This window comes from Qipengyuania sp. R86523 (assembly GCF_044596365.1).
Lineage (GTDB): Bacteria > Pseudomonadota > Alphaproteobacteria > Sphingomonadales > Sphingomonadaceae > Qipengyuania > Qipengyuania citrea.
Genome location: NZ_CP138997.1, coordinates 1069386 through 1095190, shown reverse-complemented (window position 1 = coordinate 1095190; position 25805 = coordinate 1069386). Strand labels below are relative to the sequence as shown.

Here is a 25805-nt window from a genome sequence, read left to right as displayed (position 1 = left end):
CGAATTCTCCCCCGTGGCAGCGCGGCTATTCGGCCGCGAGCAGTTCTTCGGCCGCACCCAGGTCGACGCTGACCAGCCGGCTGACGCCCTTTTCGATCATGGTCACACCGAACAGCCGGTGCATCCGGCTCATCGTCACCGCATTGTGCGTCACGATCAGATAGCGGGTCTGCGTCTCGCGCGTCATCGCGTCGAGCAGATCGCAGAAGCGGTCGATATTGGCATCGTCCAGTGGCGCATCGACCTCGTCGAGCACGCAGATCGGCGCCGGATTGGTCAGGAACAGCGCGAAGATCAGCGCGGTCGCGGTCAGCGCCTGTTCGCCGCCCGACAGCAGCGTGAGCGACTGCAGCTTCTTGCCCGGCGGCTGCGCGAAAATCTCGAGGCCCGCTTCGAGCGGATCGTCGCTGTCGATCAGCGCGAGATGCGCTTCACCACCTTCGAACAGCCGCATGAACAAGCGCTTGAAGTGGTCGTTGACCTGTTCGAACGCGGCGCGCAGGCGTTCGCGCCCCTCGCGGTTGAGATTGCCGATCGACCCGCGCAGCCGGCTGACCGCCTCGCGCAGTTCCTCCTGCTCGGCGGCATTGCTGCCATGCTCGCTCTCGATCCGTTCGAGTTCTTCCGCGGCCACCAGATTGACCGGACCGATCCGCTCGCGGCTGGCGGTGAGCCGGTCCATCTCCTCGCTCTCCGCCTCCGCTGCGGCAATCACTTCCTCGTCGAATTCATAGCGCTGCGGCAGCAGCGGGGGCGGGCACTGGAAACGCTCTCCCGACACGCGCGCCATCTCGATCCGGCGGCCATCCTGGTTCTCGGCGCGCTCGGCCAGGCCGGCGCGGCTTTCGCGCGCCCTGGCCAGCGCTTCATTGGCTGCGGAAAAGTCCTTGTCGGCCTGCTGCGCCTGCGCGCTGGCGGCGCTGACCGCCTGTTCGGCTTCCGACAGCGCGCGCGTCAATCGCTCGCGGACCTGGTCGCCCTGTTCGATCTCGCGCATCAGCCCTTCGGGCTTGGCCGCGGTTACCGCGCGTTCCTGCTGTATTTCCTCGGCGCGGATTTCCATGTCGGACAGCCGCCGCGCGGCATCGCCGCTGCGCGCCTGCCAATTGGCCATGTCGCTGCGTTGCGCTGCGGCGCGCTCGCGTGCGACCGCCAGCGCCTGGTCGTAGCTGGCGAGTTCGGCGGCACGCGCCTGCAAGGTCGCCCGCGCCGCCTCGTTCTTTGCGCGCGCGGCTTCGAGCGCGGCGCGCCCCGCTGCGGGATCGGGCAGCGCATCGCGCCGCGCCTGCGCGGCATCGAGTTCGGTGGCGGCCGCGGCGATCAGCTCGCCCTGTTCGTTTTCACTGCGCGCGAGTTCCTCGAGCCGCGCGGCCAGCCGTTCGCGAGCCGCCTCGGCCTGGTCGAGCGTGCGCAGCGCCTGGCGTTCGGCATCCGCAGCGCCCGCCAGCTCGCGTTCGCGCGCGACGAGATCGCGCTGCAACCGCGCCAGTTCCTCGCCCGCAGTGTCGAGCGCGGCCTGTGCGTCCTCCGCAGCTTCGCGCAGCGCCGGCAGGTGTGCATCGAGCTCGGCAAAGCGGTTTTCCGCCTCCAGCCGCGCGGCTTCGGCCGAACCTTCGCCGCGCACCACCAGCCCGTCCCAGCGGCGCAATTGCCCGTCGGTGGTGACCAGCGCATGGCCCGGCGCGAGCGCGCGGCCGTCATCCTCGTCGGCAACCTGGACCAGCGCCAGCAGCGCGCGCAATTCCTGCGGCGCGCTCTCGACATGCGCGGACAGGCTGCCGGCGACGGGCGCGGGTGGTTCGGCCCCGGTCCAGTAGCGCCCCTCGGCATCGCCATCGGGCGCGCCGAGCAAGGCCTTGCCATCGCGCCCCAGCGCCGCCGCCACCGCGCGTTCATAGCCCTTGGCCGCGCGCACGCCGTCGATTGCCTGCTGGCGCCCGCTGCGCTTGGCCGCGGCGCGTTCGCGTGCATCGCGGTCGCGCTTCAGCGCTTCCCATTCGCGCTGGACGCCCGACAGTTCGGCGCGGGCCTCGGCCAGCTGCGACGATGCCGTATCGCGCGCAGCCTGCAGTTCCGCCTTGCGCGCCTGCATCGTCTCGATCGTGCCGCGCAGGTTGCCGAGGCGCGTGCCTGCTTCTTCCGCTGCCGCACGCGCCGCGGCGACATCGGCGTCGGGATCCTCGCCCGCCAGCGCGGCGCGTTGTTCGGCCATGCGCCGAGCCTCTGCCTCGACCCGGTCGAGCCGCGTGCGCGCCTGCGCGATCGCAGCTTCGGCGACGCGCCATTCAGCCTCGACCCCGGCATTGTCGGCAGTCGCGCGCGCCAGCGCGAGTTCGGCGGCGCGGCTGTCGCGCTCGGCCTGTTCGCGCCCGCGTTCCAGCGCCGGGCGGCGCTCCTCGTCGGCGGCCAGCGCCTGTTCGCTTTCGGCGAGTTCGCGTTCGAGCCGCGACAGCGCCTCGGCGGCGTCCCGCGTCAAGCGGTCGGCATCGCCGCGGTCGGCCTCGAGCCGCGCCTTCTGGCGGTCGAGATCGGCCAGCCGCTGTTCGGCGGCCTCGAGCTGGCTGGTCAGCGCCGCCATGCGGTGGCCATGCGCGCTGGCATCGTCGCGGCGATCGGCCTGTTCCTCGCGCGCTTCGGCCAGCGCTTCCGCTGCGCTGCGCTGCGCCTTCTGCGCTTCGTCGGCGGCCGTCTGCGCCTCGTTCACGCGCGCTTCCGCATCGGCGGCAGCGGCCTTGGCCTGTTCGGCTGCCGCGGCGGCATCGCGCCAGCGCGCGAAGACCAGCCGGGCCTCGGCGGTCTTTATCTTGTCGGACAGTTTCCGGTAGCGCTCGGCCTGCTTCGCCTGCCGGCGGAGCGAGGCGATCTGGCTGTCGAGCCCGGCCATGATGTCCTCGAGCCGTTCGAGATTGGTCTCGGTCTGGCGCAGCTTGCTTTCCGCATCGCGGCGGCGGACGTGCAGCCCGGCGATCCCCGCGGCTTCCTCGAGCATCTGGCGGCGTTCGGTCGGCTTGGCGGCGATCACCTGCGCGATCTTGCCCTGGCTGACCAGCGCGGGGCTGTGCGCCCCGGTGGCGGCATCGGCGAAGATCAGCGCCACGTCCTTGGCGCGCACATCGCGTCCGTTGAGGCGATAGGCGCTGCCCGCGCCGCGCTCGATCCGGCGGACGACTTCCATCTCGTCGCCGTCATCGTCCGCGCCGTGCAGCACCACTTCGGCGAAATCGCGCTGCGGGCGGCTCTGCGTACCCGCGAAGATGACGTCTTCCATCCCGCCCGAGCGCATCGACTTGGGCGAGTTTTCGCCCATCACCCAGCGGATCGCCTCGAGCAGGTTGGACTTGCCGCAGCCATTGGGGCCGACGACCCCCGTCAGCCCCGGTTCGATATGCAAGGTGGCAGGTTCGACGAAGCTCTTGAAGCCGCTCAGCCGGAGCTTCGAGATCTTCATCCGCGCCTATGCCCCCCGCGTGCCGGACTTACCTGGCGCCGGCACGCTGAAGAATGGGTTCCAGTGCGCCCCAGGTGTTGGCATCGACCTTGTTGCCATTGAGTTCGAAGGTCGGGGTGCCGGTGATGTCGAATTCGCTGCTGTAGCGCTGCGTGTAATTGGCCATGTCCTCGAGCGCGCCGACATCGGCCAGGCACTGGCGGCCCTGGTCTTCGCTGATCCCGCGCGCGGCGAAGAAATCGAGATAGCCCATCTGTTCGGCGGCGACCACGAAACGCTCTTCCATCGGGCGCTGCATCGCGGCCTCGAAGGCCGCCTGGTTGGCCTGGATCGGCTGCATGATGGTTTCGTAATTGGCCCAGACCTGGTCCGACAGCGGGATCACCGCTTCGACCGGGCCGCATTGCGTCATGCGCTGCAGCAGCAGGTCAAGCGGGCCGTGCACGGCGAACTGGCGCAATTCGAAGCTGACCACGCCGCTATCGACATATTCGAGCAGCGGTTCGCCGCCTTCCATCGAGAAGCGCGCGCAGGTGGGGCAGGTAAGCGAGCCGTATTCGACCAGCTTGAGCGGGGCGTCGGGATTGCCGACCAGCGTGCCGCCTTCTTCGGTCATCACCGCGGTGGTGCGCCATTCGCTGCCCGCGGGCGCGGGAATGGCGGCGATTGCGTCGCCTTGGATTTCGCCGCTCTGCTCGGCGCCCGATCCGCAGGCGGCAAGCGCCAGGGCGAGCGGGGCGGCAAGGGCGAAGCGCAGGGTCTTGGTCATCGGATTCCTCGTGTCTGGATGGCGAAGGCTAGGCCGGAGGGCGGGGGCAGGGGAAGCCGCCGCGCGGCGTATCCACAGGGCTTTCCCCCGAAAAGGCGGATCATTCGCCCGCTAGAGCGCGTCGGCGAGCTGGGGTTCGAGCGCGGACCAGTCATGCGTTCCCTCGAGCAGTTCGCCGTCGAGCACGAAGCTGGGCGTGCCGGTGATGCCGTAGCGTTCGGCATCGGCGGCCGAGCGGTCGGCCAGCGCGCTGGCCTTGGCTTCGTCGGTCAGGCATTGGTCGATCTCGGCACGTTCGTAGCCGCGCGTCTCCATGATGTCGTAGAAATCGAGATCGCTGGCGATTGCCTGGAAGCGCGCCGACAGGCTGCCGAACTGCCAGCGCGACCGCTGCGCCTGCGTGGTCTTGCGCGCCTTCTCGATCCATTCGTCATAGCGATACATGATCGCTTCGTGATTGCCGCCGAACCTCTTGGGATCGCCGCAATGCGTCAGCAGCGTTGCGGTAAGGTCGATCGGGTCGCGGATCAGGTGCCGGATTTCGTAGCTGAAGCGGCCGGTCGGAACCAGCGTCAGCTTGATCGCGCCATCACCCTCGCGCGCGAAAGTGGCGCAGTGCGAGCAGGTGTAGCTCATGAATTCGACCAGCCTGGTTTTCGCTTCGGGATTGCCGAAGCGGTGCCCGCCATCGGTTTCGTCGAGCATTCCGGCCCAGTTGCCGCCGGGCAGCATCGGCCGGTCCTGCGCGCTGGCGGAAAGGGCCAACGTTCCCGCGCCGGCCAGCGCCAGCGCAGCGATCATCGCGGTTTTCGTCTTCACCTGTTGTCGTTCCCATCCTCTTGCGATTCGAGGCTGCGCGCCAGCAATTCGAGCACGGTGCGCAGTTCCGGATCGCCGATATCGCGCAGACTGTCGCCCAATTCCATCGGAATGGGCTTGAGCGACGGCGGCGCCTTGGGCTTTTCCCTGTCGGGCGGCGGCTTAACCTCACCTTGCCGCAGCTTGATGCGGGCCACCGCGCGGTAGCCGAAGAAGCGGTTCACGCGGTCGATGATCTCGGGGATGACCTGCTGCACCAGCGGCGCATGTGCGGGTTTGACCACCAGGTGCATGATCCCTTCGGACTTCTCGCCGGGGGGAAAGCGGATCATCTCGGGGGTACAGGTCCGCGCATGCACGGTGCCGACGATTTCGGGCCACCGGCTGACGATCGAGCTCTGCACGAAACCGAAGCGGCGGAACGCGCTGCGACCGATCTGCGGCATCAGGTCGCTGATCGGCTTGGCGCTGCCGCCGCGCGGGCGGCTGTATTGCTTCGCCGCGGGCTGCTTGCCGCCCGATCTCGCGCCGCGCGGGGGCTTTGCGCCGCCCTTGGTCTTGTCGCTTTCCATGATGGCGATGCTCATGCCATAGGCGCGCCGTGGCCGCCACCGTCTCCGAAACTTTGCTTGCCTGGTACGATCGCCATGCGCGCGACCTGCCGTGGCGCGCGCCGCCCGGCGCGGCGCCGCCCGATCCCTATCGCGTGTGGCTGTCCGAAGTGATGCTGCAGCAGACAACGGTGGCGGCGGTGAAGCCCTATTTCGCAGCCTTCACCGCGCGCTGGCCCGATGTCGAGGCGCTGGCCGCCGCGCCCGAGGATGACGTCATGGCGGCGTGGGCGGGGCTGGGCTATTACTCGCGGGCGCGCAATCTGGTGAAATGCGCGCGCGCCGTGGCGGAGCGCGGCGGGTTTCCCGCGACCGAGGCGGACTTGCGCGAATTGCCGGGGCTGGGTGCCTACACCGCCGCGGCGGTGGCGGCGATCGCCTTCGGCCGGCGCGCGGTGGTCGTCGATGCCAATGTCGAGCGGGTCGTCGCCCGGCTGTTCGCGATCGAGGACCCGTTGCCCGGCGCGCGCAAGGCGATCCGCAGCGCCGCGGACCGCGTCACCCCCGATCGGCGCGCGGGCGATTTCGCGCAGGCGATGATGGATCTGGGTGCGACCGTCTGCACCGCGCGCGATCCCAGGTGCCTGCTGTGCCCGCTGGCGCAGGCGTGCGCGGCGCGCGCAGCGGGCGATCCTGCACGCCTCCCGGTCAAGGCGCCGCGCAAGGCCAAGCCGCTGCGCCGGGGCCGCGCCTGGTGGATCGAGCGTGACGGGGCGGTGTGGCTGGTTCGCCGCGCGGGCACGGGGATGCTGGGCGGGATGCGCGCGCTGCCCGACGACGGCTGGAGCGCGCAGGGCGATGGCACCGCCGATCCGCCGTTGGCGGGGGCATGGGAAAATGCGGGCGTGGTGCGGCATGTCTTCACGCATGCCGCGCTCGAACTGTCGGTGCTGGTGCAGCGCGACGCGCCGCAGCCCGCGGGGCCGGGCGAATGGTGGCCGCTCGACCGGATCGAGGAGGCCGGGCTGCCGACGCTGTTCGCGAAGGCCGCGCGGCTGGTGCGCGCGGCCTAGATCAGCCCGCCGCCGATGCTCAGCCGGATTGCGGCGATCAGCAGCACGACGAGGCAGAAATTGCGTCCGCCATTGGTCGAGGACAGCTGGCCGACGACCACGCCGAGGACGATCAGCGGCAGCGCCAGCCAGTTCGCCCAGCCGAGCAGCGGGATGGTCGCGGGGATGACGATGACGAGCGAGAGCAGTCCGAGGAGGATCGAAAGGAGGTTCAGCATGTGTCGTATATGGATAGGACACTGCCCGAATGCAACCGTTTCAATTCGCAATTGACGCTCCGCCGCCGGTCCCGCAAAACCCCGTCAAAGAGCTTCCGGAGAGACGTCAATGGCCTATCGCGAATTCGACACCCCCAACCTGTCCCGCCGCGCGCTGCTGCGCGGGGGTGCCTGGCTGACCGCGGGGGCTGCGCTCGCCGGTGCGCCGCTGGGGCGGGTGGCGATGGCGCAGGCGGGTACCGCCAGCTGGCCCGCGGTCACCGCGCTGGCGGACAAATACGTGTCCGAACGCAAGGTCGCCAATATGGTCGCCACGCTCGGCTGGGGCCGGCAGGACCCGCTCACGATCGCCCGCGGCACGCTGGCGCTGGGCGGGGCGGCGCAGGCCGATGCCGACAGCCTCTACCGCATCTATTCGATGACCAAGCCGATCACCGGCATGGCCGCGATGATGATGATCGACGAGGGCCGGCTCGGGCTCGACCAGCCGATCGCCGAATTGCTGCCCGCCTACGCCGACATGCAGGTGCAGAAGACCTATGATGGCTCGGTCACCGATGTGGTGCCCGCCGAACGGCCGATCACCGTCCGCCAGCTGCTCACGCACACTGCGGGACTCGGCTATGGCATCGTCCAGAAGGGCCCGATTACCGAGGCCTATGCCGAGAAGGGCCTGATCCCGGGCCAGGTCAGCCGCATGCCGATCCCCGGACTTGGCCGTGCCAAGGCGGTCGAGGGGCTCGATGTCTTCGCCGACCGACTGGCCGAGCTGCCGCTGGTGCTGCAGCCGGGGACCAAGTGGAGCTATTCGGTCAGTCTCGACCTGCTCGGCCGCGTCATCGAGGTCGCCTCGGGCATGGCCTTCGACGAATTCCTGCGCACGCGGATCTTCGAACCCACGGGGATGACCAGCACCTGGTTCACCGTGCCCGACAGCGAAATCGGCCGCTTCACCACCAATTACGGCATCATGAACGGCACGCCGCTGCCGGTCGACCCGGCCAAGGCCTCGATCTATCTCGACCCGCCGCCGTTCCCCTTCGGCGGGGCGGGGCTGGTCTCCAGCCCGCGCGACTACGACCGCTTCCTCCAGATGCTGCTCGGCTACGGCGTGATCGAGGGCAGGCGCGTGATGGGCGAACTCGCGGTCCGCGTGGGCACGTCCAACCTGCTGCCCGAAACCGCCACCACCGAAGGCACCTGGGTCGAAGGCCAGGGCTTTGGCGCGGGCGGCCGCGTGAGCGACGGGTCCTATGGCTGGGGCGGCGCGGCAGGCACGATCGCCTTCGTCAATTACAAGGCGGGGCTGCGTGCCAATTTGATGACGCAGTTCATGCCGTCGGACAGCTACCCCATTCACGAAGGCTTCCCCGAAGCGGTGACCGCCGATCTGGCCGCGATGCAGGGGGCGAAGGCGTAAGCCGTGCTGTCGTTTACCGGGTCGCGGCTCGACCGTGCCGATCACGTCCGCGCCGACCCCGAACGGCTGGCGGGATACATGAACTGGAAGGCGCGGGTGCTCGCGCTCGACGGACTGATCCCCGCGCTCGACGATAGCAACCGGCTGGTCTGGGGCACGCTGGCCGACGTGCCTGAAGATGCCGAGCTGTGCTTCCTCGGGCTGGACGAAGGCAAGGCCTGCTTCGCCGCGGTTCCGCCGCGCGGCGACGCCACCCCGCGCATGGCGAACCCGCAGCTGTGGTCGCTGATGGCGACGCTGCCGCCCGACGACCTGGCGCTGTACGGCGGTGCGCGCAGCCTGACCGACTGGCATGCGCGGCACCGGTTCTGTGCGCAGTGCGGCGGCGATACCAAGCTTGCCAAGGGCGGCTGGCAGCGCAATTGTACCGCCTGCGAAGCGAGCCATTTCCCGCGCACCGACCCGGTCACGATCATGCTGGTCGAACACGAAGGCCGGCTGATGCTGGGCCGCGGGCTCGGCTGGCCCGAAGGGCGCTTCTCCGCGCTGGCGGGCTTTGTCGAACCGGGCGAAAGCATCGAGGAAGCCGTCGCGCGCGAAGTGCTGGAAGAAGCCGGCGTGCGGGTGCGCGACGTGACCTATGTCGCCAGCCAGCCGTGGCCGTTCCCCAGCCAGCTGATGATCGGCTGCCACAGCCATACCGATAGCGACGAACTGACGATCGACGAGACCGAGATGGCCGAAGTCGAATTCTTCACTCGCGCGCAGGTGCAGACGGCGATGGCGGGCGATGGGCCCTTCGTCGCCCCGCCGCCGCACGCGATCGCCCATCACCTCATGCAATGGTGGATCGAGCAATGAGCGAAACAAGAACCCTGCGGATCGATATCTGGTCCGATGTCATGTGCCCCTGGTGCCTCGTCGGCTGGGGCAGCCTGCAGAAGGGCCTCGCGCAGCTCGAGGGCGAGATCGAGGCCGATATCCGCTGGCACGCTTTCGAACTCAATCCCGACATGGCACCCGAAGGCGAGGAGCGCACCGCGCATATCGCGCGCAAGTACGGCACCACGACCGAACAGTCGAAAGCGGTGCAGGGGCGCATGCGCGAGGCCGCGGAAAATGCCGGCGTCTCGCTCGATTACGAGGGCGGCAACCCCGAACCCACGGGCATGATGTGGAACACTTTCGCGGCGCACAAGCTGCTGACCTGGGCGGGCGAGGAACATGGCCCGCAGCGCCAGACCGCGCTCAAGCTCGCGCTGTTCCGCGCGCACTTCAACCACCGCCGCGCGCTGGGCGATGACGCAGTGCTGCTCGACATCGCCGAGGAAGAGGGTTTCGACCGCACCGCTGCGCGCGCGGCTCTGGCCAGCGAGGAGCTGGCGCACAAGGTCCGCGCGGAAGAACGCGCGGCGTGGGACCTCAACATCACCGGCGTGCCCGCCATGGTGGTGGAGAACAAGTTCATGATCCCCGGCGCGCAGCCGGCCGAAGCCTATGCCGACGCGCTGCGCCGCGTGGCGGAGAAAACCGCGGCCTGAACGCAAACGCCCCGCCGGGAAGGGCGGGGCGCTGCATTATCGGTCATGGGCGAGGAATCAGCCGCGCGAGTCCCGCATGGCGGCCAGCGTCTTGTCGCCCTTCTGCGCATCCTGCGCGGGATTGTCCGAACCCGTTTCGGGTTCGCGATTGTCGGGATCGGTCGCGCTGTTCAGCTCGCCGCGTTTGCCGACCTGGCGGTTCACTTCGCCGCCGGAGGAACCCTGCTGCGACGGGGTCGCATTCTCGGTCATCTCGGCGATCAGTTCGTTGTCGGGGTGAAGCGATTGGCGTTCGGGCATAAGTTGTTTCTCCTTTGCCCTACCAACGGACTGCCCCGCCCGGATGTTCCATTCAGCGCCGCCGCGTGCGGTCAGATCAAGCCGAGCCGTTCGAGCTTGCCCGCCAGCTTGCCCGGCAGCGCATCGCCGATATCCTCGCCGGGGGCGAGGTCGCGCGGGGGTTCGCCCTTGAGATAGCGCCAGCCCTGGTGCGCGCGCTTGGGGCGCGGATGGACGCGGACGAGCTCGGGCTTGAGGTCGATCGACCAGCGCCCGTCACTGGTCTCGCTGAACCCGAGGATTTCGCTGCGTGCGACGATGCTGTGCTGGTGGATCCAGTAGAGCGACCCGCCGATGCATTCTTCCCATTTGGTCGGGCGATAGCGCGTGGTCAGATTGGGGCTGCGCCGCGCGGCGTACCAGTTCTCGATATCGCCATAGGTCTGCGCACCGAAAGCGATCTTGGTCAGGTTGAGCGGCATGGCGTGGATGTAGCGCTTTGCCCCCATATCTCAACCGCGATCCGGAGCCGGTCCTCAATCTCAATTGTCGTCCGGGGTGACGGGATGAAGGGCGGCAAACTCACTGCTTTCCTACACCGACCCGCCACTGGCAGGATGCACCAATGCGCGCATCTCTAACCCTCCAGCTCCCGCAATTCCGCGGTTTCGCAGCGCAGCGACCACCCGCGGCATTTTTTCGCCCTGGACCGTGTAACAGGCGGTCCATGTGTAGGCTTGCTAGCCCACCGCGCCGCTGGCCACGGCCAGTCCGAGGAAGGCGAAGAAGCCCATCGAATCGGTGATCATCGTCACGAACACGCTGCTGGCCACTGCCGGGTCCTGGTCGAGCCGTTCGAAGGCAACCGGCACCATCACCCCGGCAAAACCCGCGGTGACGACGTTGATCACCATCGCCAGCGCGATCACCGCGCCCAGCGTAGGGGTGAAGATTACCCCCGTCGCCAGCCCCACCAGCACCGCGATGGTCATGCCGTTGAGCACCGCCACGCGCATCTCGCGCAGCAGGATGCGGCGCGTGTTGCTGCGCGTCAGCTGGTTGGTGGCAATCGCGCGGACGGTCACCGCCATGGTCTGCGTGCCGGCATTGCCGCCAATGCTGGCGACGATCGGCATCAGCACCGCCAGCGCGACCAGCTTTTCGATCGCCGCGCCGAACAGCGCGATGATCACCGAGGCGACCAGCGCGGTGCCCAGATTGGCGACCAGCCAGCGCACGCGCGCCGAATAGGCTTCGCGGATCGGCTCGTTGATGTCGCCTTCGCCCGCGCCGCTCATCAGCAGCGCGTCCTCGCCCGCTTCCTCGGAGATGATGTGGACCACGTCGTCCACCGTCATCTGGCCGACCAGCCGGTCGTTCTCGTCGATCACCGCGGCGCTGATGAGGTTGTACTTCTGGAACATCAGCCCGACCTCTTCCTGATCGAGCAGGACGGGGATCAGCGTCTGGTCGCGCTTCATCACGTCGGCCAGCGGGATCGTGCGCGGCGCGCGCAGCACCCAGCTCAGCGCGCAGGTGCCGACCGGGTGGTGCTTCTCGTCGACCACGAAGATCTCGTAGAAATCGTCGGGCAGGTCGCGCCCGTCGCGCAGGAAATCGATCAAATCGCCCACGGTCAGGTGCTCGGGCACGGCCACGAAATCGCGGCTCATCAGACGGCCGGCGGTTTCCTCGGGATAGGAGAGCGCGGACTGGATCGCGATCCGGTCCTCCATCTCGACTCCGGCCAGGATCGCGCGCTGGTTGGCCTCGTCGAGATCCTCGATCAGCTGGACCGCATCGTCGGTTTCGAGCTGGTCGACGATCTGCGCCACCGCTTCGGGCGGCAGCGCTTCCATCATGTCTTCGCGGACGTAGTCGTTGAGTTCGGCGACCACTTCCGAGGTCATCAGGTCGGTGATCGCCGCGGCCAGTTGGTAGCGCTGTTTGCGCTCGAACAGTTCGAGCAAGTCGGCGATGTCGGCGGGGTGGAGCGGTTCGACCAGCTCGTACACCGCCTTGGTGTCGCCGTCCTCCAGCGCCTGCTCGACGGCTTCGACATACTCCTTCTTGAGCGTGTTTTCCTCGTCCATCCGCTCGTCGTCGATGCGGTCGTCGGGGCGCGCTTCGTCGGCCGACTCGCGCGCCAGCAGGAAACCGTCATCGTCGAGGGGGCGGTCGCTTTCGCTCATGGCAGCGGTCTAGGCAGACCCGGGGGGAATGCAAGCGGCCGGTGCCATTCGACTGGTGACTCTCGGCCCACAATCCCTATGTAGGCCGCCAATCACTCACAGGAGACACGATCCATGGCCGACAAGCTGACTTTGACCCTCGACACCGGCGACGGCGAAAACAAGGACGTAGTGATCAAGCTGCGCCCCGATCTCGCGCCCGGCCATGTCGAACGCATTACCACGCTGGCCGGCGAAGGCTTCTACGACGGGGTGGTCTTCCACCGCGTGATCCCCGGCTTCATGGCGCAGGGCGGCGATCCGACCGGCACCGGCATGAGCGGCAGCGACAAGCCCGACCTCAAGGCCGAATTCAACAGCGAACCGCACACCCGCGGCACCTGCTCGATGGCCCGCACGCAGGTGCCCGACAGCGCCAATTCGCAGTTCTTCATCTGCTTCGACGATGCCGAATTCCTCGATGGCCAGTACACCGTCTGGGGCCAGGTCGAGAGCGGCATGGAACACGTCGACGCGCTGCCCAAGGGCGAACCGCCCGCAAACCCGGGCAAGATCGTCAAGGCGACGGTTGGTTGAAACTCCGACCGATCTCGGCGTTATTGATAGTAGGTTTCCTCTCAAGCTGTGATCTTCCGAAAACATGGACGGAAGAAGACATTCGCGAGATGGCTAGGGAGGAAACCCGCTATGTTGCGAATGTCGTAGATACAAATGCTGGCAAGTCGAACGATCTGAGCGAGCGGGTCGAGCGATTGGAGTCGGAAGTCGAAGACCTAAACTCGAAGATCGACTTCCTTGAAGCAGAGAATGCGCTTTTGAGAGCAGAGCTAAGCTACTAGCGACAATGAAACCGACCACCACCCCTCCCAAGACCTACCGGGTCAAGAGCTTCGGCTGCCAGATGAACGTCTATGACGGCGAACGCATGGCCGAGATGCTCGACGCGCAGGGCATTGAGCCCGCGGCCGAGGGCGAGGATGCCGATCTGGTGGTGCTCAACACCTGCCACATCCGCGAGAAGGCGGCGGAGAAGATCTATTCGGACATCGGCCGCCTGACCAAGGGCAAGACGCAGACCAAGCCGCCGATGATCGCGGTCGCGGGCTGTGTCGCGCAGGCCGAGGGCGAGGAGATCATGAAACGCTCGCCCGCGGTGAGCATGGTCGTCGGCCCGCAGGCCTACCACCGCCTGCCCGAAATGCTGGACCGCGCGGTGCAGGGCGAACGCGCGACCGATACCGACATGCCCGCGATCGCCAAGTTCGCCGCCTTGCCCGAACGCCGACGGATCGGCCCGACCGCCTTCCTCACCGTGCAGGAAGGCTGCGACAAGTTCTGCACCTATTGCGTGGTGCCCTATACGCGCGGCGCAGAAATCTCGCGTCCTTACAGCGACCTGGTGACCGAAGCGCGCAAGCTGGTCGAAGCCGGCGCGAAGGAAATCACGCTGCTCGGCCAGAACGTCTCCGCGTGGAGCGGCGAGAACGACAGGGGCCACACAGTCGGTCTCGCGGGGCTGATCCGCGACATCGCGGCGATCGATGGCCTCGCGCGCATCCGCTACACCACCAGCCACCCCGCCGACATGGACGACGAGCTGATTGCCGCGCATGGCGACACGCCCAAACTCATGCCGTTCCTCCACCTGCCGGTGCAGGCGGGCAGCGATCGCGTGCTGAAAGCCATGAACCGCAGCCACAGCGTAGAGAGCTATCTCAAGCTGCTCGACCGCTTCCGTGCTGCGCGGCCCGACCTCGCGCTGTCGGGCGACTTCATCGTCGGCTTCCCCGGCGAGACCGACGCCGAGTTCGAGGAAACGCTGCAGCTGGTCGGCGAGGTTGCCTATGCGCAGGCGTTCAGCTTCAAATACTCGCCGCGCCCCGGCACCCCGGCCGCGACGATGGACGGGCAGGTCGCCAAAGAGGTCATGGACGAGCGCCTCCAGCGGCTCCAGGCCGCGCTCAACCGCGACCAGCTGGCGTTCAACCAGAACACCGTGGGCCGCACCTGCGAGGTGCTGGTCGAACGCAAGGGCAAGCTGCCCGGCCAGTGGCTCGGCAAGACGCCGTGGCTGCAGAGCGCGTGGTTCGAAGGCGACGTGCAGATCGGCAACCTGGTGCAGGTCGAACTGGTCGAGGCGGGGCCCAACTCGCTTGCCGGGATGCTGCGCGAAACCGTCGCTGCCTGATTACAGCGGGATGACTATCCACCGTCCCGCGCCGGGGACCAGCTTGCGCGTCATGCGTTGAAGCCTAAACTCCGACTCGCATTTGAAAGGAGCCTATGGCCCGCAAACCCGTACAGAAGGACGCCCAGGCCTTCTCCCCGCCGCCTTCGCCGCAGCGCGAAGTGCGCCGCGCGCAAATCGATATCAGCTTCGAGAACCAGAGCTTGCTGGCCGCCCTGTTCGGCCAGTTCGATGCCAATCTGGTACAGGTCGAGAACCGCCTCGGCGTGTTCATGTCGGCGCGCGGCAACCAGCTGCATATCGAAGGACCCGAAGATAGCGTGGCGCGCGCGCGCGATGTGCTCACCGCTATGTATGACAGGCTGGCGGTGGGGCAGGATCTCGACGCCGGGGCAATCGAAGCGCTGATCACCATGTCGGACGAACCCACTCTCGACGGGATCGTCGATGCCGATGCGGGCAATGGCAAGGGCGGTCCGCCGATCATGATCCGGACGCGGCGCAAGACCATCGTTCCGCGCAGCGCGATGCAGGCAACCTACATGCGCAGCCTGGTGCGCGACGACATCATCTTCGCGCTAGGTCCGGCGGGAACGGGCAAGACCTACCTCGCGGTGGCGCAGGCGGTGGCGCAGCTGATCACCGGCAGCGTGCAGCGCCTGATCCTTTCGCGTCCGGCGGTGGAAGCGGGCGAAAAGCTGGGCTTCCTGCCCGGTGACATGAAGGAAAAGGTCGATCCCTACCTGCGCCCGCTGTACGACGCGCTCTACGATTGCATGCCGCCCGAACAGGTCGAGCGGCGGCTGGCCTCGGGCGAAATCGAGATCGCGCCGATCGCCTTCATGCGCGGCCGCACGCTGGCGGATGCCTTCGTCATCCTCGACGAAGCGCAGAACACCACGCGCGAGCAGATGAAGATGTTCCTCACCCGCTTCGGGCAGAACAGCCGGATGGTGATCTGCGGCGATCCGCGGCAGGTCGACATTCCCGGCGGCGACGGGATGAGCGGGCTGGCCGATGCGGTCGGCAAGCTGGAGGGCGTCGATGGTTTCGGCACCATCCGCTTCACCGCCGCCGATGTGGTCCGCCACCCGATCGTCGGGCGCATCGTCGAGGCCTACGAGGGGCCGAACGCATAATGACAAAAACCATTATGTCGTCACCCCCGCGCAGGCGGGGGTCCCGCTACCTTCGGGCGTGACTTTCGAGAAAGGCGGCTACGTTTACATCATGGCAGACCGCTACCGCGGTACCATCTATGTGGGCGTGACTGCCGATATTGCCGCGAGGGCAGTGCAGCACCGCGAAGGGAAGGGCGGGTCGTTTACCCACCGGTATGGGCTCACACGGCTCGTCTATCTCGAGCGCTACGATGACATTACCGATGCTATCGCGCGCGAGAAAGCGGTGAAGAAATGGAACCGCGCGTGGAAGATCAGGGCGATCGAGGAGCAGAATTCCGAGTGGCACGATCTGTTCGACACGCTGAACATGTAGCAGGAGCGCGATCCCCGCCTGCGCGGGGATGACGAAGGATTAGAACGGTGGATTTCGACATCGACATCGACGGCTGGCCCGCGGACGTGGAGTGGGATGCGCTGACCGTGCGCGCGCATGCGGCGCTGGGCACTGTCGAGCCCGCGCTGCACAATCCGCGGCTGACCGCTTCGGTGCTGTTCACCTCCGATGCGGACGTCCACGCGCTAAACAAGGAATGGCGCGGCAAGGACAAGCCGACCAATGTGCTGTCGTTCCCCATGCTCGAGCGTGAGGACCTGCTCGACCTTGCACCCGAGGGGCCGCCCGAAATGCTCGGCGACATTGTGCTGGCCGCGGGCACCTGCGCGCGCGAGGCAGCGGAGAAGGGGGTGCCGCTGGAAACGCATGCGACGCACCTGCTTATACACGGTTTGTTACACCTTGCCGGGCACGATCACGTCGATTCGGACGCACAGGCCGAGGCAATGGAGGCGCTGGAAATCGCAGCGCTTGCAAAACTGGGTATCGGCGACCCATATGGGGACCGCAATTGACTGGAGTACACTGGTAGGGCCATGCCCGATTCTTCATCACCCGCGGGAGACGCGGAGAGTAGCAGCGGGCTGATCCTCGCTATCCGGAAATTCTTCGACCCCGATCACGGCGAACGCTCGCTGCGTGCGCAGCTCGAAGACGCGATCGACGAGCACGAGGACGAGAACGGCGAGGATACGCCCGAACACAGCGGCACGGGCGACCTGTCGCTGGTTGAACGCCAGATGCTGCGCAACCTACTGCATTTTTCCGAGCACGACGCCGACGATGTCGCGGTGCCGCGCGGCCAGATCATCGCGATCGAGGCCACGGCGAGCTGGGACCAGCTCGTCGAGACCTTCGCCGAACACGGCCATTCGCGCATGCCGGTCTATCGCGAGCAGCTCGACGATGTGATCGGCATGATCCACATCAAGGATGTCTTCACCATCCTCGCGCGCGGCGAGACCCCGCCGGGCGACTGGACGGTGCTGCTGCGGCAGCCGCTCTACGTCCCGCAGACCCGCAACGCGCTCGACGTGCTGGCCGACATGCGCGCGCAGCGCATGCATCTGGCTATCGTGGTCGATGAATTCTCGGGCACCGACGGCCTCATCACGATCGAGGATCTGGTCGAGGAAATCGTCGGCGAAATCGAGGACGAGCATGACGATGCGCCCGAGCAGTGGATCGTCGATATCGGCGGCGGCATGTGGGATTGCGACGCGCGCGCCGAGCTCGAGGATGTCGCACGGCAGGTCTCGCCCGCGATCGTCGAAGTGGAAGAATCGGTCGATACGCTGGGCGGCGTGGCCTTCGTCCTGGCCGAGCAGGTGCCCGAAGTGGGCCGCGTGCTCGAACACCCCAGCGGCTGGCGGATCGAGGTGATCGACGGCGATGAAACGCATGTCACGCGGCTACGGCTACATGCGCCCGACCTGGCTGCCACGCCGGGCTAAGTGAGTTGCAGATTTCTGCACATTCATGCTCGACAGGTGCGTTTGACGCTCATAGCATGCAACGGTCATGGCTACCCGGCGACTTCCCCCTCTTCGCGCCCTCGAGGCTTTCGTGCGCACCGTCCGACTGGGCTCCGCGCGTGCCGCGGCAGACGAACTGGGACTGAGCCCTTCGGCGCTGTCGCGCCGGATCGGCAATCTCGAGGACTTCGTCGGCAAGAAGCTGTTCACGCGGGCGCGGCAGTCGATGCAGCTGACCGATGACGGGCATGCCTTCTTCGAAGCGGTGAACCCGCAGCTCGAAGCGCTGGCGCGCGCAGTCGAAAGCCAGTCGGAAAACCTGTCGGTCCTGCGCCTGCATCTGGGCGTCCTGCCGCTGTTCGGCACGCAGCGCCTGTTTCCGCGGCTGGCCGAACTGCGCGAACGGCATCCGCTGCTGCATATCGACATCGATACCGGCGCGCATCTGGAGGACCGGGTGGGCGATGTGCTCGACGCGGCGATCATCCTGTCGCGGGGTCCCTCGCGGGGATTGCACGCGGTCCGGCTCGACTACAACAAGGTCCACGCGATCTGCAGCCAGGATCTGGCCGCCAAGATCGGGGAAGAGCCCGATGCCGAAGTTCTCGGCCGCCAGACGTTCCTGATCCACAACGAGTTGCCCGAAAGCTTTACCGCGTGGCGCGCCGAGATCGGCCTGAACGATTTCGAGCCGGCGGCGATCGACCATTTCGATTCGGGCCAGATCATGCTCGAGGCGGCGGCGCAGGGGCTGGGCATCGCGATCATGCACGACGACCACATGCGCCGCGCGGCGGACAACCGCCTGGCGACGCTGTTCGGCGCGGATGTCGAGAGCCCGTACAGCTATTGGTTCGTGTGCAAGCCGACCGCGTTGGAAGAGCGCCCGGTGCGGCTGTTCCACGACTGGCTGGTCAAGGCCGGGCTCTAGCGCAGGCGCCCGGCGTCAGGTCTCGTCCAGCGCCGGCGCGGTGTAGCGGATCGCTGCGACCGTATGGCGGAAATCGCGCAAGGGTTCGTCCAGCGTCGCGCCCAGTTCCTGCTCGATTTCCAGGCGTGCCTGCGCCGCGATTGCCTTGCGCCCGCGATAGTCTTCGGGACTGAACGGTTCGAGATAGGTGATGCGAAGCGGGAAGCTGCCCTTGCGGCCCATCACGCGCATGGCGTTGTTGACCCCGCCTTCCTCGCCGATCCAGCCGATGAATTCGGCCACGTCGCCGTAATCGAGCACCACGGGCTGGACGAGCACGCCTGTGGGCGGAGGTTCCAGCACCGACAGCATCGAGCTCTTGAAGGGCAGCAGCGACCGGCCGTCGGTGGTGGTGCCTTCGGGAAAGACGGTGACCGACCAATTGTCGGCCAGCGCCTCCTTCAGCGCGTTGATCTGCTGCGCCACGCCCATCCGGTTCTCACGCTTGACGAACACCGTGCGGTTGAGCCGGCACAGCCACCCGATCACGGGGACCTGCGACAGTTCGAACTTGGCCACGAAGGCGGTTCCGGTGGCACCGGCCAGCGCGAGTATGTCGACCCACGAGACATGGTTGGCAATGAAGAACACATCGCGCCGTAGCGGTGTCCCGTGGATTTTCACGCGCGCGCCGATGATCCAGGCGGTGTAGCGCAGGAACAGCATGGGGAAGGGCGACCCATAGGCGAACACGCGGTAGAGGTAGTGCAGCGGCACGCAGATCAGCAGCCCCAGCAGGATGCCCAGCGTCCGCCGGACGAAGCGCACCCATTCGCGCGGGGTCAACGGAGTGGTCTCGCCGCGCATCGCGGCAAGCCTGCGAGCGGATAGGGCGGCAAGGCGACGCTCGGCGTCGGCGCGATCGCTATCCTTCGCGGTCGAGACGGACGCCATAGAGTTCCAGCCGGTGGTCGACGAGGCGGTAGCCCAGCTTGGCCGCGATCTGCTTCTGCAGCGCCTCGATCTCGGGATCGACGAATTCGACGACCTTGCCGGTTTCGACATCGATCAGGTGGTCGTGATGGGCTTCGGGTGCAGCTTCGTACCGTGCGCGGCCATCGCCGAAATCGTGGCGGTCGAGAATGCCCGCTTCTTCGAACAGCCGCACGGTCCGGTAGACCGTGGCGATCGAGATGCCCGAATCGATCTTGTTGGCGCGTTCGTGCAGCAGTTCGACATCCGGGTGGTCGTCGCTCTCGGACAGCACGCGCGCGATCACGCGGCGCTGTTCGGTGATCCGCAGGCCCTTGTCGGCGCACAATTGTTCGAGATCGATCTTCTGATGCACAGTCATTTCCAAATAAAACGCCCCGTACCCTTATCGGGCCGGGGCGTCTTGCTCAAGGCGAACCGGAAGCCTCAGGCTTCCTTCTTCTTGCGGCCGCGCTTCTGGCCTGGCTTGCGGCCCAGTCCGATCTTGACCGCAAGATCGCGGCGCGTGGCGGCATAGTCGGGAGCAACCATCGGATAGTCGGCGGAAAGGTTCCAGCGTGCGCGATACTCTTCGGGCGAAAGACTGTGCTCGGTCGACAGGTGCCGTTTGAGCATTTTCATCTTCTTGCCGCACTCGAGACAGGCGAGATGGTCTTTCTTTACCGACGAACGGATAGAAACCGCGGGTTCGGGCATTTCCTCGGCCGCGCTATCGCCCGTATCGAGACCCGACAGCGCCGAATAGACATTCGAAATAAGCGTGGGCACGTCCTCGACGGAAACACTGTTGTTGCTCACGTGAGCGGCCACGATGTCCGACGTCAGCGTGATGAGGGTTTCAGCCATGTCGGTATGGAATTCTTCCATCAGGGTACCTTCTATATTGTGGAAATCACTAGGTTGCGACCCCGTGTGGGTACCATTGTATAAAATGGACAAGAAATTGCAACAATTGTTGGCAATTCTGACTTTTGGCGCGTTTTTACAACTTTCGCGCGAAGGTAATGGCGTCCAGTTTCGCGCCATCAAGCGTCCGGTAATAGGCCGGTCGGCGGCCGATCGGCTCGAAACCGCAGGCCCGATACAGGCTTTCCGCCGGGTTGTTCGCGCGCATTTCGAGGAAGACCCGGTCTGCGCCGCCGTCACGCGCGCGCCTGGCGAAGGTCTCGATCAGGAACCGGCCGAGCCCTCTCCCGCGCATTTCCGGGCGGACGCCGATCAGCAGCAGTTCCTCTTCGCCCGGCGCCCGACGAGCGAGGATGAAACCGGCGGCCGGATCGCTGCCGCTCGCGAGCTTCACGCTGGCGTCGGCGAGAATGGCGTAAGTGTGCGGCATGGCCAGCGAGTTGGCGACCTGCTGGCGGGTCCAGGCTTCGCGCCAGTGCGGGTCGAACCCCGCTTCCATCACGGCCATCAACTGGTCGAGCTGCTCCATTACCCCGGCAGCTTCGCATCGGGCGGGCGGCCGTAGAGCGGCGCCAGATTGTCGGTCAGCAACGCATCCGGCAGCGCGAGCGCATGGCGGGCATCGGGCAGCTCGACCGCGCTGGGCTCGATCTGCGCAAGTTCGCCCAGCGCTGCTGCCTTCGACCCGGCGATCAGCGGATGCACCGCCCGCGCCGCCGCAGCCTCGGGTGCGAGCGAGGCGACCGCGCCTGCGGGGATGGCGCCCGCATCGAAATCCTGGACGAACCATTCGCCGTGCCCGCCGGTCATGCATACGGTAACCGGACCGCCCGCTTCGCCCCGCGCGATGGCCGCGACCAGTGCCAGCGTGGGATAGCCCCGCACTTGCGCGTGCCAGGCGATGCCCAGCGCCCGCGCGACTGCGAGACCGATCCGGACCCCGGTGAAACTGCCCGGGCCCAGCGACACGCGGATTTCCCCGGCGCAGCCCTTGCCCGGCAGTTCGGCGATCATCGGGACGAGTCGTTCGGCATGGCCGCGCCCCAGCACCTCGTGCCGGGCATCGAGCAGCGTGCCGTTATCGAACAGCGCGGTCGAACAGGCTTCGGTCGCGGTTTCTATCGCCAGAATGCGCATCAGCGCCCACTGCCCCAGCGCAAACCGGTCCGCAAGTCAGTCGATACGGTTGAACTTGTCGAAATCGGGCCGCGGGCTGCGATCGAAAATGCTTTTCGGATCGCCATGGCCGATCGCGCAGATGAAATTGCTGCGATGGCGCGGCTGGTCGGCGAAGAACGCCTTGTCGACCGCCTCGCTGTCGAAGCCCGACATCGGCCCGCAGTCGAGCCCGAGAGCGCGGGCGGCGATCATCAGATAGGCGCCCTGCAGCGAGGAATTGCGGAACGCGCCTTCCTTGCGGCCGTCTTCATCGCCGTCGAACCAGCTCTTGGCGTCGGTATGCGGGAACAGCCAGGGCAGTTCCTCGTGGAAATCGATATCGTAGCCGATGATCGCGACCACCGGGGCCGAAGTGATCTTGTCCTTATTGCCGTCGGAAGCGCAGTCGGCCAGCTTGGCCTTGGCCTCGGGCGACTTGGCCCAGACGATGCGCGCGGGCTGCATATTGGCCGAGGTCGGCGCCATCTTGAGCAATTCGTAGATCGCGTGGATCTCGTCATCGCTCACCGGCTGGTCGAGCCAGTCGTTGTAGCTGCGGGCTTCGCGGAAGATGAGGTCGAGCGCGTCGGCGGAAAGGGTATCGGCCAAGAGGTTTGTCCTTCGCTTCGTGGAATTCAGGCGGCGCGGACTTCAACGACCTCGGGGACGTAATGTTTCAGCAAACCTTCGATGCCGTGCTTGAGCGTGGCGGTCGAGGAGGGGCAGCCCGAACAGGCACCCTGCATCTGCAAGTGGACCACACCGTCGCGGTAGCCGCGGTACTGGATATCGCCGCCATCGCCCGCCACTGCGGGCCGGACACGCGTTTCGAGCAGTTCGTTGATCTGCGCGATGATGTCGCCGTCTTCCTCGCGCTCGTCGACCAGCATGCCTTCGTCTTCGGGCGGAACCGCAATGCCGCCGGCGGTGCCGGGCACGAACAGCGGTGCCTGCGCCACGAAATGGTCGAGCAGGATCGCGAGCACCTGTGGCTTAAGATCGCTCCAGCTGACGCCGGGCGCGGCGGTCACGGTGACGAAATCGCCGCCGAAGAACACGTTCACGACTTCGCCCGTATCGAAGATCGCCTGCGCCAGCGGGCTGGCCTCGGCGGCTTCGGGGGTGGCGAATTCGCGCGTGCCCTGCTGCATGACCGGCTGGCCGGGCAGGAACTTGAGGCTCGCGGGGTTGGGCGTGGTTTCGGTCTCGATGAACATGTCAGCGATGTAGGGAGGCGGGCGGTCCGGGGCAAGGAAGGAACGCTTGTCCGCGACATTCACCTAGCCTTCACGCATCGCCTGCCTATATGCTGAACCATGACCGATTTTACGCGCGCCTTGCGGCGTCTCGCGCTCATCCTTCCCGCCGTGTTGCTCGCTCCGCAGCCCTTGTTGGCGCAGGAGCCGGCCCCGCCGACCCCGCAGCATCTGACCCCGGCCGGCGGGACGCCGTGGATCTACGAAGGCAGCGACGTCCCCCGCGACGAGGAATGGATTTTCGGCGAACTGCCCAACGGGTTGCGCTATGCAGTGCGCAGCAATGCCGTTCCGCCCGACCAGGTCTCGGTCCGCGTGCGGATCGATGCGGGTTCGCTGCACGAAGACGAGAGCGAGCTCGGCTATGCGCATCTGCTCGAACACCTGCTGTTCCGTGAAAGCAAATATCTCGGCCCCGCAGAGGCGATTCCGACCTGGCAGCGGCTGGGCGCCACTTTCGGCAGCGATACCAATGCCGAAACCAGCCCGACGCACACCGTCTTCAAGCTCGACCTGCCCAATGTCGACGCGGGGAAGCTGGCCGAAAGCATGAAACTGTTGTCGGGAATGGTCCGCAGCCCGGTGCTGAGCGATGCCAATGTCCAGGCCGAAGTCCCGATCGTGCTGGCCGAGAAGCGCGAGCGCGGCGGGCCCGCCGAACGCGCGGGCAACGCCAGCCGCGAAGTGCTGTTCGCCGGCCAGCGGCTGGCCACCCGCAGCCCCATCGGCACCGAGGCCACGCTGGGCGCGGCCACCGGCGCAAGCGTGTCGGCCTTCTATCGCCGCTGGTACCGCCCCGAAAACACCGTGGTGGTGGCCGCAGGCGATATCGACCCGCAGCAGCTGGCTGCCGAGATCGAAGCGTGGTTCGGCGACTGGGAAGGCGAGGGTGCACTGGTGCCCGCACCCGATTTCGGCGATCCGGTCGCCCCCGCGGGCGCCGACCCGGCCAATCCGGTGGGCGAAATCGGCGTGGTGGTCGAACCCGACCTGCCGCGCAGCTTCACTTATGCAGTGATGCGGCCCTGGCGCCCGGTGCAGGACACCGTTGCCTACAATGAAGGCCTGCTGCGCGACGCGCTGGCGCAGGCGCTGATCAACCGGCGGCTCGAATTGCGCGCCCGGGCCGGTGGCAGCTATCTCTATGCCCAGGTGTCGCAGGACGATGTCAGCCGCTCCGCCGACATGACCTTCGTCAATTTCGCGCCGCTCACCGGCGACTGGAAATCCGCGCTCGATGATATTCGCGGAGTGATTGCCGATGCGCTGGCGACCCCGCCTTCACAGGAAGAGATCGACCGCGAGCTGGCCGAGTTCGAGATCGTCTTCACCAGCCAGGTCGAACAGCGCCGGGTGCTGCCGGGACCGCGGCTGGCCGACGACATCGTCAACGCGGTCGATATCCGCGAGGCGGTCGCCGCGCCAGAAACCGTGCTGATGGTGTTCAACTCGATGCGCGAGACGATCACCCCCGAACGCGTGCTCGAGCATACCCGCGCGCTGTTTGCGGGCGATGTGATCCGCGCCGCCTACGTCACGCCCGAAGCCGGCGAGGCGAGCGAAGCGGCGATCCGCGCCGCGCTGGGCGAGACCATTGCCGCCGATGCCGAGGCCCGCATCACCGCGCAGGCAATCGCGTTCGACGATCTGCCTGCAGTGGGCGAACCGGGCGAAGTGGTGGCGCAGGCGCCGATCGGCGTGCTCGACATCGAGCAGGTCGAATTCGCCAATGGCGTCAAGGCGATCCTGTGGGCGAACGATGCCGAACCCGGCCGCGTTGCAGTGAAGGTGCGGTTCGGCACGGGCTATCGCGCCTTCGCGCCCGACGAGGCGGTCTATGCTAACCTCGGCTATGCCGCGCTGATCGGCTCGGGCATCGGCGAGCTGGGGCAGGAAGAGCTCGACGTGCTCGCTACGGGGCGCAAGTTCGGCTTCGACTTCCAGACCGGCGACGGCGCCTTCAGTTTCTACGCGCAGACCCGCGAACAGGATCTGGAAGAACAGCTTTATCTTTTCGCTGCGAAGCTGGCGATGCCCGGCTGGGATCCCAACCCGGTGATCCGGGCGAAAGCGGCGGGCAAGCTCGCTTACGAAAGCTATGGCGCCAATCCGAACGGCGTGCTGCAGCGCGACCTCGAATATCTCCTTCGCGATCAGGACCCGCGTTTTCAGACCCCCACGCCCGCGATGTTCGATGCCGCGACACCCGCGGGCTTCCGCGAAGTGTGGGAACCGCTGCTTGAGCAGGGGCCGGTCGAAGTGCTGGTGTTCGGCGAATTCGACAAGGCCGCCACGATCGAAGCGCTGCGCAAGACGTTCGGCGCGCTCGACCAGCGCGAGACCGCGCCCGCAGAGGTTCTCGAACGCGCGATCGACTTCCCCGACGCGGGCGAGACGGTCATCCGCCGCCATCGCGGCGATGCCAATCAGGCCGCCGCGGTCATCGCCTGGCCCAGCGGGGCCGGGGTCGACGGGCTGCGCGAATCGCGCCGTCTCGAAGTGCTGGTGTCGCTGTTCAACAACCGGCTGATGGAAGCGATGCGCGAACATGCCGGCGCCAGCTATTCGCCCGTCGTACGGTCCGACTGGCCCAGCGATGTCGACAGCGGTGGGCGCATCGCCGCGCTCGCGCAGCTGCGACCCGAGGACGTGCCGGTGTTCTTCGCCGAGGCCGAACGCATCGCGCAGGAACTGGCCAGCACGCCGGTGGGCGAGGATGAATACAACCGCGTGGTCGAACCGCTGCGGCAGTATGTCAGCCGCGCGTCGACCGGGAACCTGTTCTGGCTCTACCAGCTCGAAGGCGCGACCGTGGACCCGCGCAGCATTGCCGACCTGCGCTTCCTGCTGGCCGATTACACGCAGACCGATCCGGGGGTGTTGCAGGCGCTGGCGCAGAAATACTTCGGTTCGCGCGCGGGCTGGCGCCTCGCAGTGCTGCCCGAGGGACAGGAACTGGCCATCGCGAGCGGACCAGCCAGTGCCGGCGAAGGGCGCTGATTCCGCTTACTGCAATCGCCCTTTTACGCTGGCCAAGCAAATGCTGCTTGCGACATGATGGGCGCTCGTCTGCTACAGACGGGCAATCAGG

General features: G+C 66.8%; 28 protein-coding genes. 13 read left to right on the top strand and 15 right to left on the bottom strand.

All coding sequences use genetic code 11. The features are described from left to right. Window positions 1-25: 25 nt before the first annotated feature. The 4 genes from smc to SJY12_RS05360 all read right to left on the bottom strand — a co-directional run bounded on the left by smc (window position 26) and on the right by SJY12_RS05360 (window position 5623). Entirely contained in the window at window positions 26-3448 is a 3423-nt protein-coding gene (gene smc / locus SJY12_RS05375; protein WP_397506320.1) for a chromosome segregation protein SMC, read from the bottom strand. A gap of 28 nt (window positions 3449-3476) precedes the next feature. Then, window positions 3477-4217 carry a thioredoxin domain-containing protein gene (locus SJY12_RS05370; protein ID WP_063512025.1) on the bottom strand — a complete coding sequence of 247 codons (741 nt, stop codon included), beginning with the start codon at window positions 4215-4217 and terminating at the stop codon, window positions 3477-3479. A 111-nt stretch (window positions 4218-4328) separates the two neighbouring features. Beyond that, window positions 4329-5036 carry a thioredoxin domain-containing protein gene (locus SJY12_RS05365; RefSeq protein WP_083437325.1) on the bottom strand — a complete coding sequence of 236 codons (708 nt, stop codon included), beginning with the start codon at window positions 5034-5036 and terminating at the stop codon, window positions 4329-4331. Beyond that, entirely contained in the window at window positions 5033-5623 is a 591-nt protein-coding gene (locus SJY12_RS05360) for a DUF721 domain-containing protein (protein ID WP_397506317.1), read from the bottom strand. Before SJY12_RS05360 ends, SJY12_RS05365 begins: the two co-directional genes overlap by 4 nt. A gap of 14 nt (window positions 5624-5637) precedes the next feature. Here SJY12_RS05360 and SJY12_RS05355 point away from each other — a divergent pair, with 14 nt between their 5' ends. Then, window positions 5638-6660: an A/G-specific adenine glycosylase gene (locus SJY12_RS05355; RefSeq protein WP_397506315.1), complete on the top strand. Its 1023-nt coding sequence runs from the start codon at window positions 5638-5640 to the stop codon at window positions 6658-6660. Here SJY12_RS05355 and SJY12_RS05350 read toward each other — a convergent pair. After that, window positions 6657-6878, bottom strand: a complete 222-nt coding sequence (locus SJY12_RS05350; RefSeq protein ID WP_050600301.1) for a hypothetical protein — start codon at window positions 6876-6878, stop codon at window positions 6657-6659. The genes SJY12_RS05355 and SJY12_RS05350 overlap by 4 nt on opposite strands. A 109-nt stretch (window positions 6879-6987) precedes the next feature. Here SJY12_RS05350 and SJY12_RS05345 point away from each other — a divergent pair, with 109 nt between their 5' ends. The 3 genes from SJY12_RS05345 to SJY12_RS05335 all read left to right on the top strand — a co-directional run bounded on the left by SJY12_RS05345 (window position 6988) and on the right by SJY12_RS05335 (window position 9839). Beyond that, window positions 6988-8298: a serine hydrolase domain-containing protein gene (locus SJY12_RS05345; RefSeq protein WP_397506313.1), complete on the top strand. Its 1311-nt coding sequence runs from the start codon at window positions 6988-6990 to the stop codon at window positions 8296-8298. A gap of 78 nt (window positions 8299-8376) precedes the next feature. Continuing rightward, the gene (gene nudC, locus SJY12_RS05340) at window positions 8377-9159 is read left to right on the top strand and encodes an NAD(+) diphosphatase (RefSeq protein WP_348347475.1); all 783 of its coding nucleotides are present in this window, start codon (window positions 8377-8379) and stop codon (window positions 9157-9159) included. Beyond that, window positions 9156-9839, top strand: coding sequence for a DsbA family oxidoreductase (locus SJY12_RS05335; RefSeq protein WP_397506311.1), 684 nt, complete (start codon window positions 9156-9158; stop codon window positions 9837-9839). Before nudC ends, SJY12_RS05335 begins: the two co-directional genes overlap by 4 nt. 57 nt (window positions 9840-9896) lie before the next feature. Here SJY12_RS05335 and SJY12_RS05330 read toward each other — a convergent pair whose 3' ends face one another. The 3 genes from SJY12_RS05330 to mgtE form a co-directional block, all read right to left on the bottom strand. Continuing rightward, complete coding sequence (locus SJY12_RS05330; protein WP_397506309.1) at window positions 9897-10139, bottom strand: hypothetical protein; 243 nt, start codon at window positions 10137-10139, stop codon at window positions 9897-9899. A gap of 71 nt (window positions 10140-10210) precedes the next feature. After that, window positions 10211-10600, bottom strand: a complete 390-nt coding sequence (locus SJY12_RS05325) for a DUF1489 family protein (protein ID WP_063511729.1) — start codon at window positions 10598-10600, stop codon at window positions 10211-10213. A 258-nt stretch (window positions 10601-10858) separates the two neighbouring features. Next, window positions 10859-12310: a magnesium transporter gene (gene mgtE / locus SJY12_RS05320; protein WP_397506307.1), complete on the bottom strand. Its 1452-nt coding sequence runs from the start codon at window positions 12308-12310 to the stop codon at window positions 10859-10861. A 114-nt stretch (window positions 12311-12424) separates the two neighbouring features. Between mgtE and SJY12_RS05315 the strand changes: the two genes are divergently transcribed. From SJY12_RS05315 to SJY12_RS05280, 8 genes are all read left to right on the top strand, one after another. After that, the gene (locus tag SJY12_RS05315; RefSeq protein WP_050600307.1) at window positions 12425-12886 is read left to right on the top strand and encodes a peptidylprolyl isomerase; all 462 of its coding nucleotides are present in this window, start codon (window positions 12425-12427) and stop codon (window positions 12884-12886) included. Next, on the top strand, window positions 12883-13149 hold the full coding sequence (locus tag SJY12_RS05310; protein WP_397506305.1) for a hypothetical protein: 267 nt from the start codon (window positions 12883-12885) through the stop codon (window positions 13147-13149). Before SJY12_RS05315 ends, SJY12_RS05310 begins: the two co-directional genes overlap by 4 nt. A 5-nt stretch (window positions 13150-13154) precedes the next feature. Continuing rightward, entirely contained in the window at window positions 13155-14498 is a 1344-nt protein-coding gene (gene miaB / locus SJY12_RS05305; RefSeq protein ID WP_397506303.1) for a tRNA (N6-isopentenyl adenosine(37)-C2)-methylthiotransferase MiaB, read from the top strand. A 95-nt stretch (window positions 14499-14593) separates the two neighbouring features. Then, window positions 14594-15637, top strand: coding sequence for a PhoH family protein (locus tag SJY12_RS05300; RefSeq protein ID WP_050600309.1), 1044 nt, complete (start codon window positions 14594-14596; stop codon window positions 15635-15637). Between the two features lie 58 nt (window positions 15638-15695). After that, window positions 15696-15995 carry a GIY-YIG nuclease family protein gene (locus tag SJY12_RS05295; RefSeq protein ID WP_397506301.1) on the top strand — a complete coding sequence of 100 codons (300 nt, stop codon included), beginning with the start codon at window positions 15696-15698 and terminating at the stop codon, window positions 15993-15995. A gap of 47 nt (window positions 15996-16042) precedes the next feature. Further along, window positions 16043-16531: an rRNA maturation RNase YbeY gene (gene ybeY, locus SJY12_RS05290; RefSeq protein WP_397506299.1), complete on the top strand. Its 489-nt coding sequence runs from the start codon at window positions 16043-16045 to the stop codon at window positions 16529-16531. Window positions 16532-16552: 21 nt separating this feature from the next. After that, complete coding sequence (locus SJY12_RS05285) at window positions 16553-17470, top strand: hemolysin family protein (RefSeq protein ID WP_341859925.1); 918 nt, start codon at window positions 16553-16555, stop codon at window positions 17468-17470. 67 nt (window positions 17471-17537) lie between these two features. Then, entirely contained in the window at window positions 17538-18422 is an 885-nt protein-coding gene (locus SJY12_RS05280; RefSeq protein WP_082835752.1) for a LysR substrate-binding domain-containing protein, read from the top strand. 15 nt (window positions 18423-18437) lie between these two features. Here SJY12_RS05280 and SJY12_RS05275 read toward each other — a convergent pair whose 3' ends face one another. The 7 genes from SJY12_RS05275 to SJY12_RS05245 all read right to left on the bottom strand — a co-directional run bounded on the left by SJY12_RS05275 (window position 18438) and on the right by SJY12_RS05245 (window position 22675). Then, the gene (locus SJY12_RS05275) at window positions 18438-19355 is read right to left on the bottom strand and encodes a lysophospholipid acyltransferase family protein (RefSeq protein ID WP_397506297.1); all 918 of its coding nucleotides are present in this window, start codon (window positions 19353-19355) and stop codon (window positions 18438-18440) included. Continuing rightward, window positions 19327-19749, bottom strand: coding sequence for a Fur family transcriptional regulator (locus tag SJY12_RS05270; protein WP_050600369.1), 423 nt, complete (start codon window positions 19747-19749; stop codon window positions 19327-19329). Before SJY12_RS05270 ends, SJY12_RS05275 begins: the two co-directional genes overlap by 29 nt. 71 nt (window positions 19750-19820) lie before the next feature. Continuing rightward, window positions 19821-20261, bottom strand: coding sequence for a MucR family transcriptional regulator (locus SJY12_RS05265; protein WP_050600315.1), 441 nt, complete (start codon window positions 20259-20261; stop codon window positions 19821-19823). Window positions 20262-20376: 115 nt separating this feature from the next. Then, the gene (locus SJY12_RS05260; RefSeq protein ID WP_397506295.1) at window positions 20377-20829 is read right to left on the bottom strand and encodes a GNAT family N-acetyltransferase; all 453 of its coding nucleotides are present in this window, start codon (window positions 20827-20829) and stop codon (window positions 20377-20379) included. Continuing rightward, window positions 20829-21437, bottom strand: a complete 609-nt coding sequence (gene tsaB, locus SJY12_RS05255) for a tRNA (adenosine(37)-N6)-threonylcarbamoyltransferase complex dimerization subunit type 1 TsaB (protein WP_160766570.1) — start codon at window positions 21435-21437, stop codon at window positions 20829-20831. The genes SJY12_RS05260 and tsaB overlap by 1 nt, the downstream gene beginning before the upstream one ends. Window positions 21438-21473: 36 nt before the next feature. Continuing rightward, window positions 21474-22067, bottom strand: coding sequence for a malonic semialdehyde reductase (locus SJY12_RS05250; protein ID WP_063506370.1), 594 nt, complete (start codon window positions 22065-22067; stop codon window positions 21474-21476). 26 nt (window positions 22068-22093) lie between these two features. Then, window positions 22094-22675, bottom strand: a complete 582-nt coding sequence (locus tag SJY12_RS05245) for a NifU family protein (protein WP_050600319.1) — start codon at window positions 22673-22675, stop codon at window positions 22094-22096. A gap of 99 nt (window positions 22676-22774) precedes the next feature. Here SJY12_RS05245 and SJY12_RS05240 point away from each other — a divergent pair, with 99 nt between their 5' ends. Beyond that, complete coding sequence (locus tag SJY12_RS05240; RefSeq protein ID WP_397506292.1) at window positions 22775-25714, top strand: M16 family metallopeptidase; 2940 nt, start codon at window positions 22775-22777, stop codon at window positions 25712-25714. The last annotated feature ends 91 nt before the right edge of the window (window positions 25715-25805 follow it).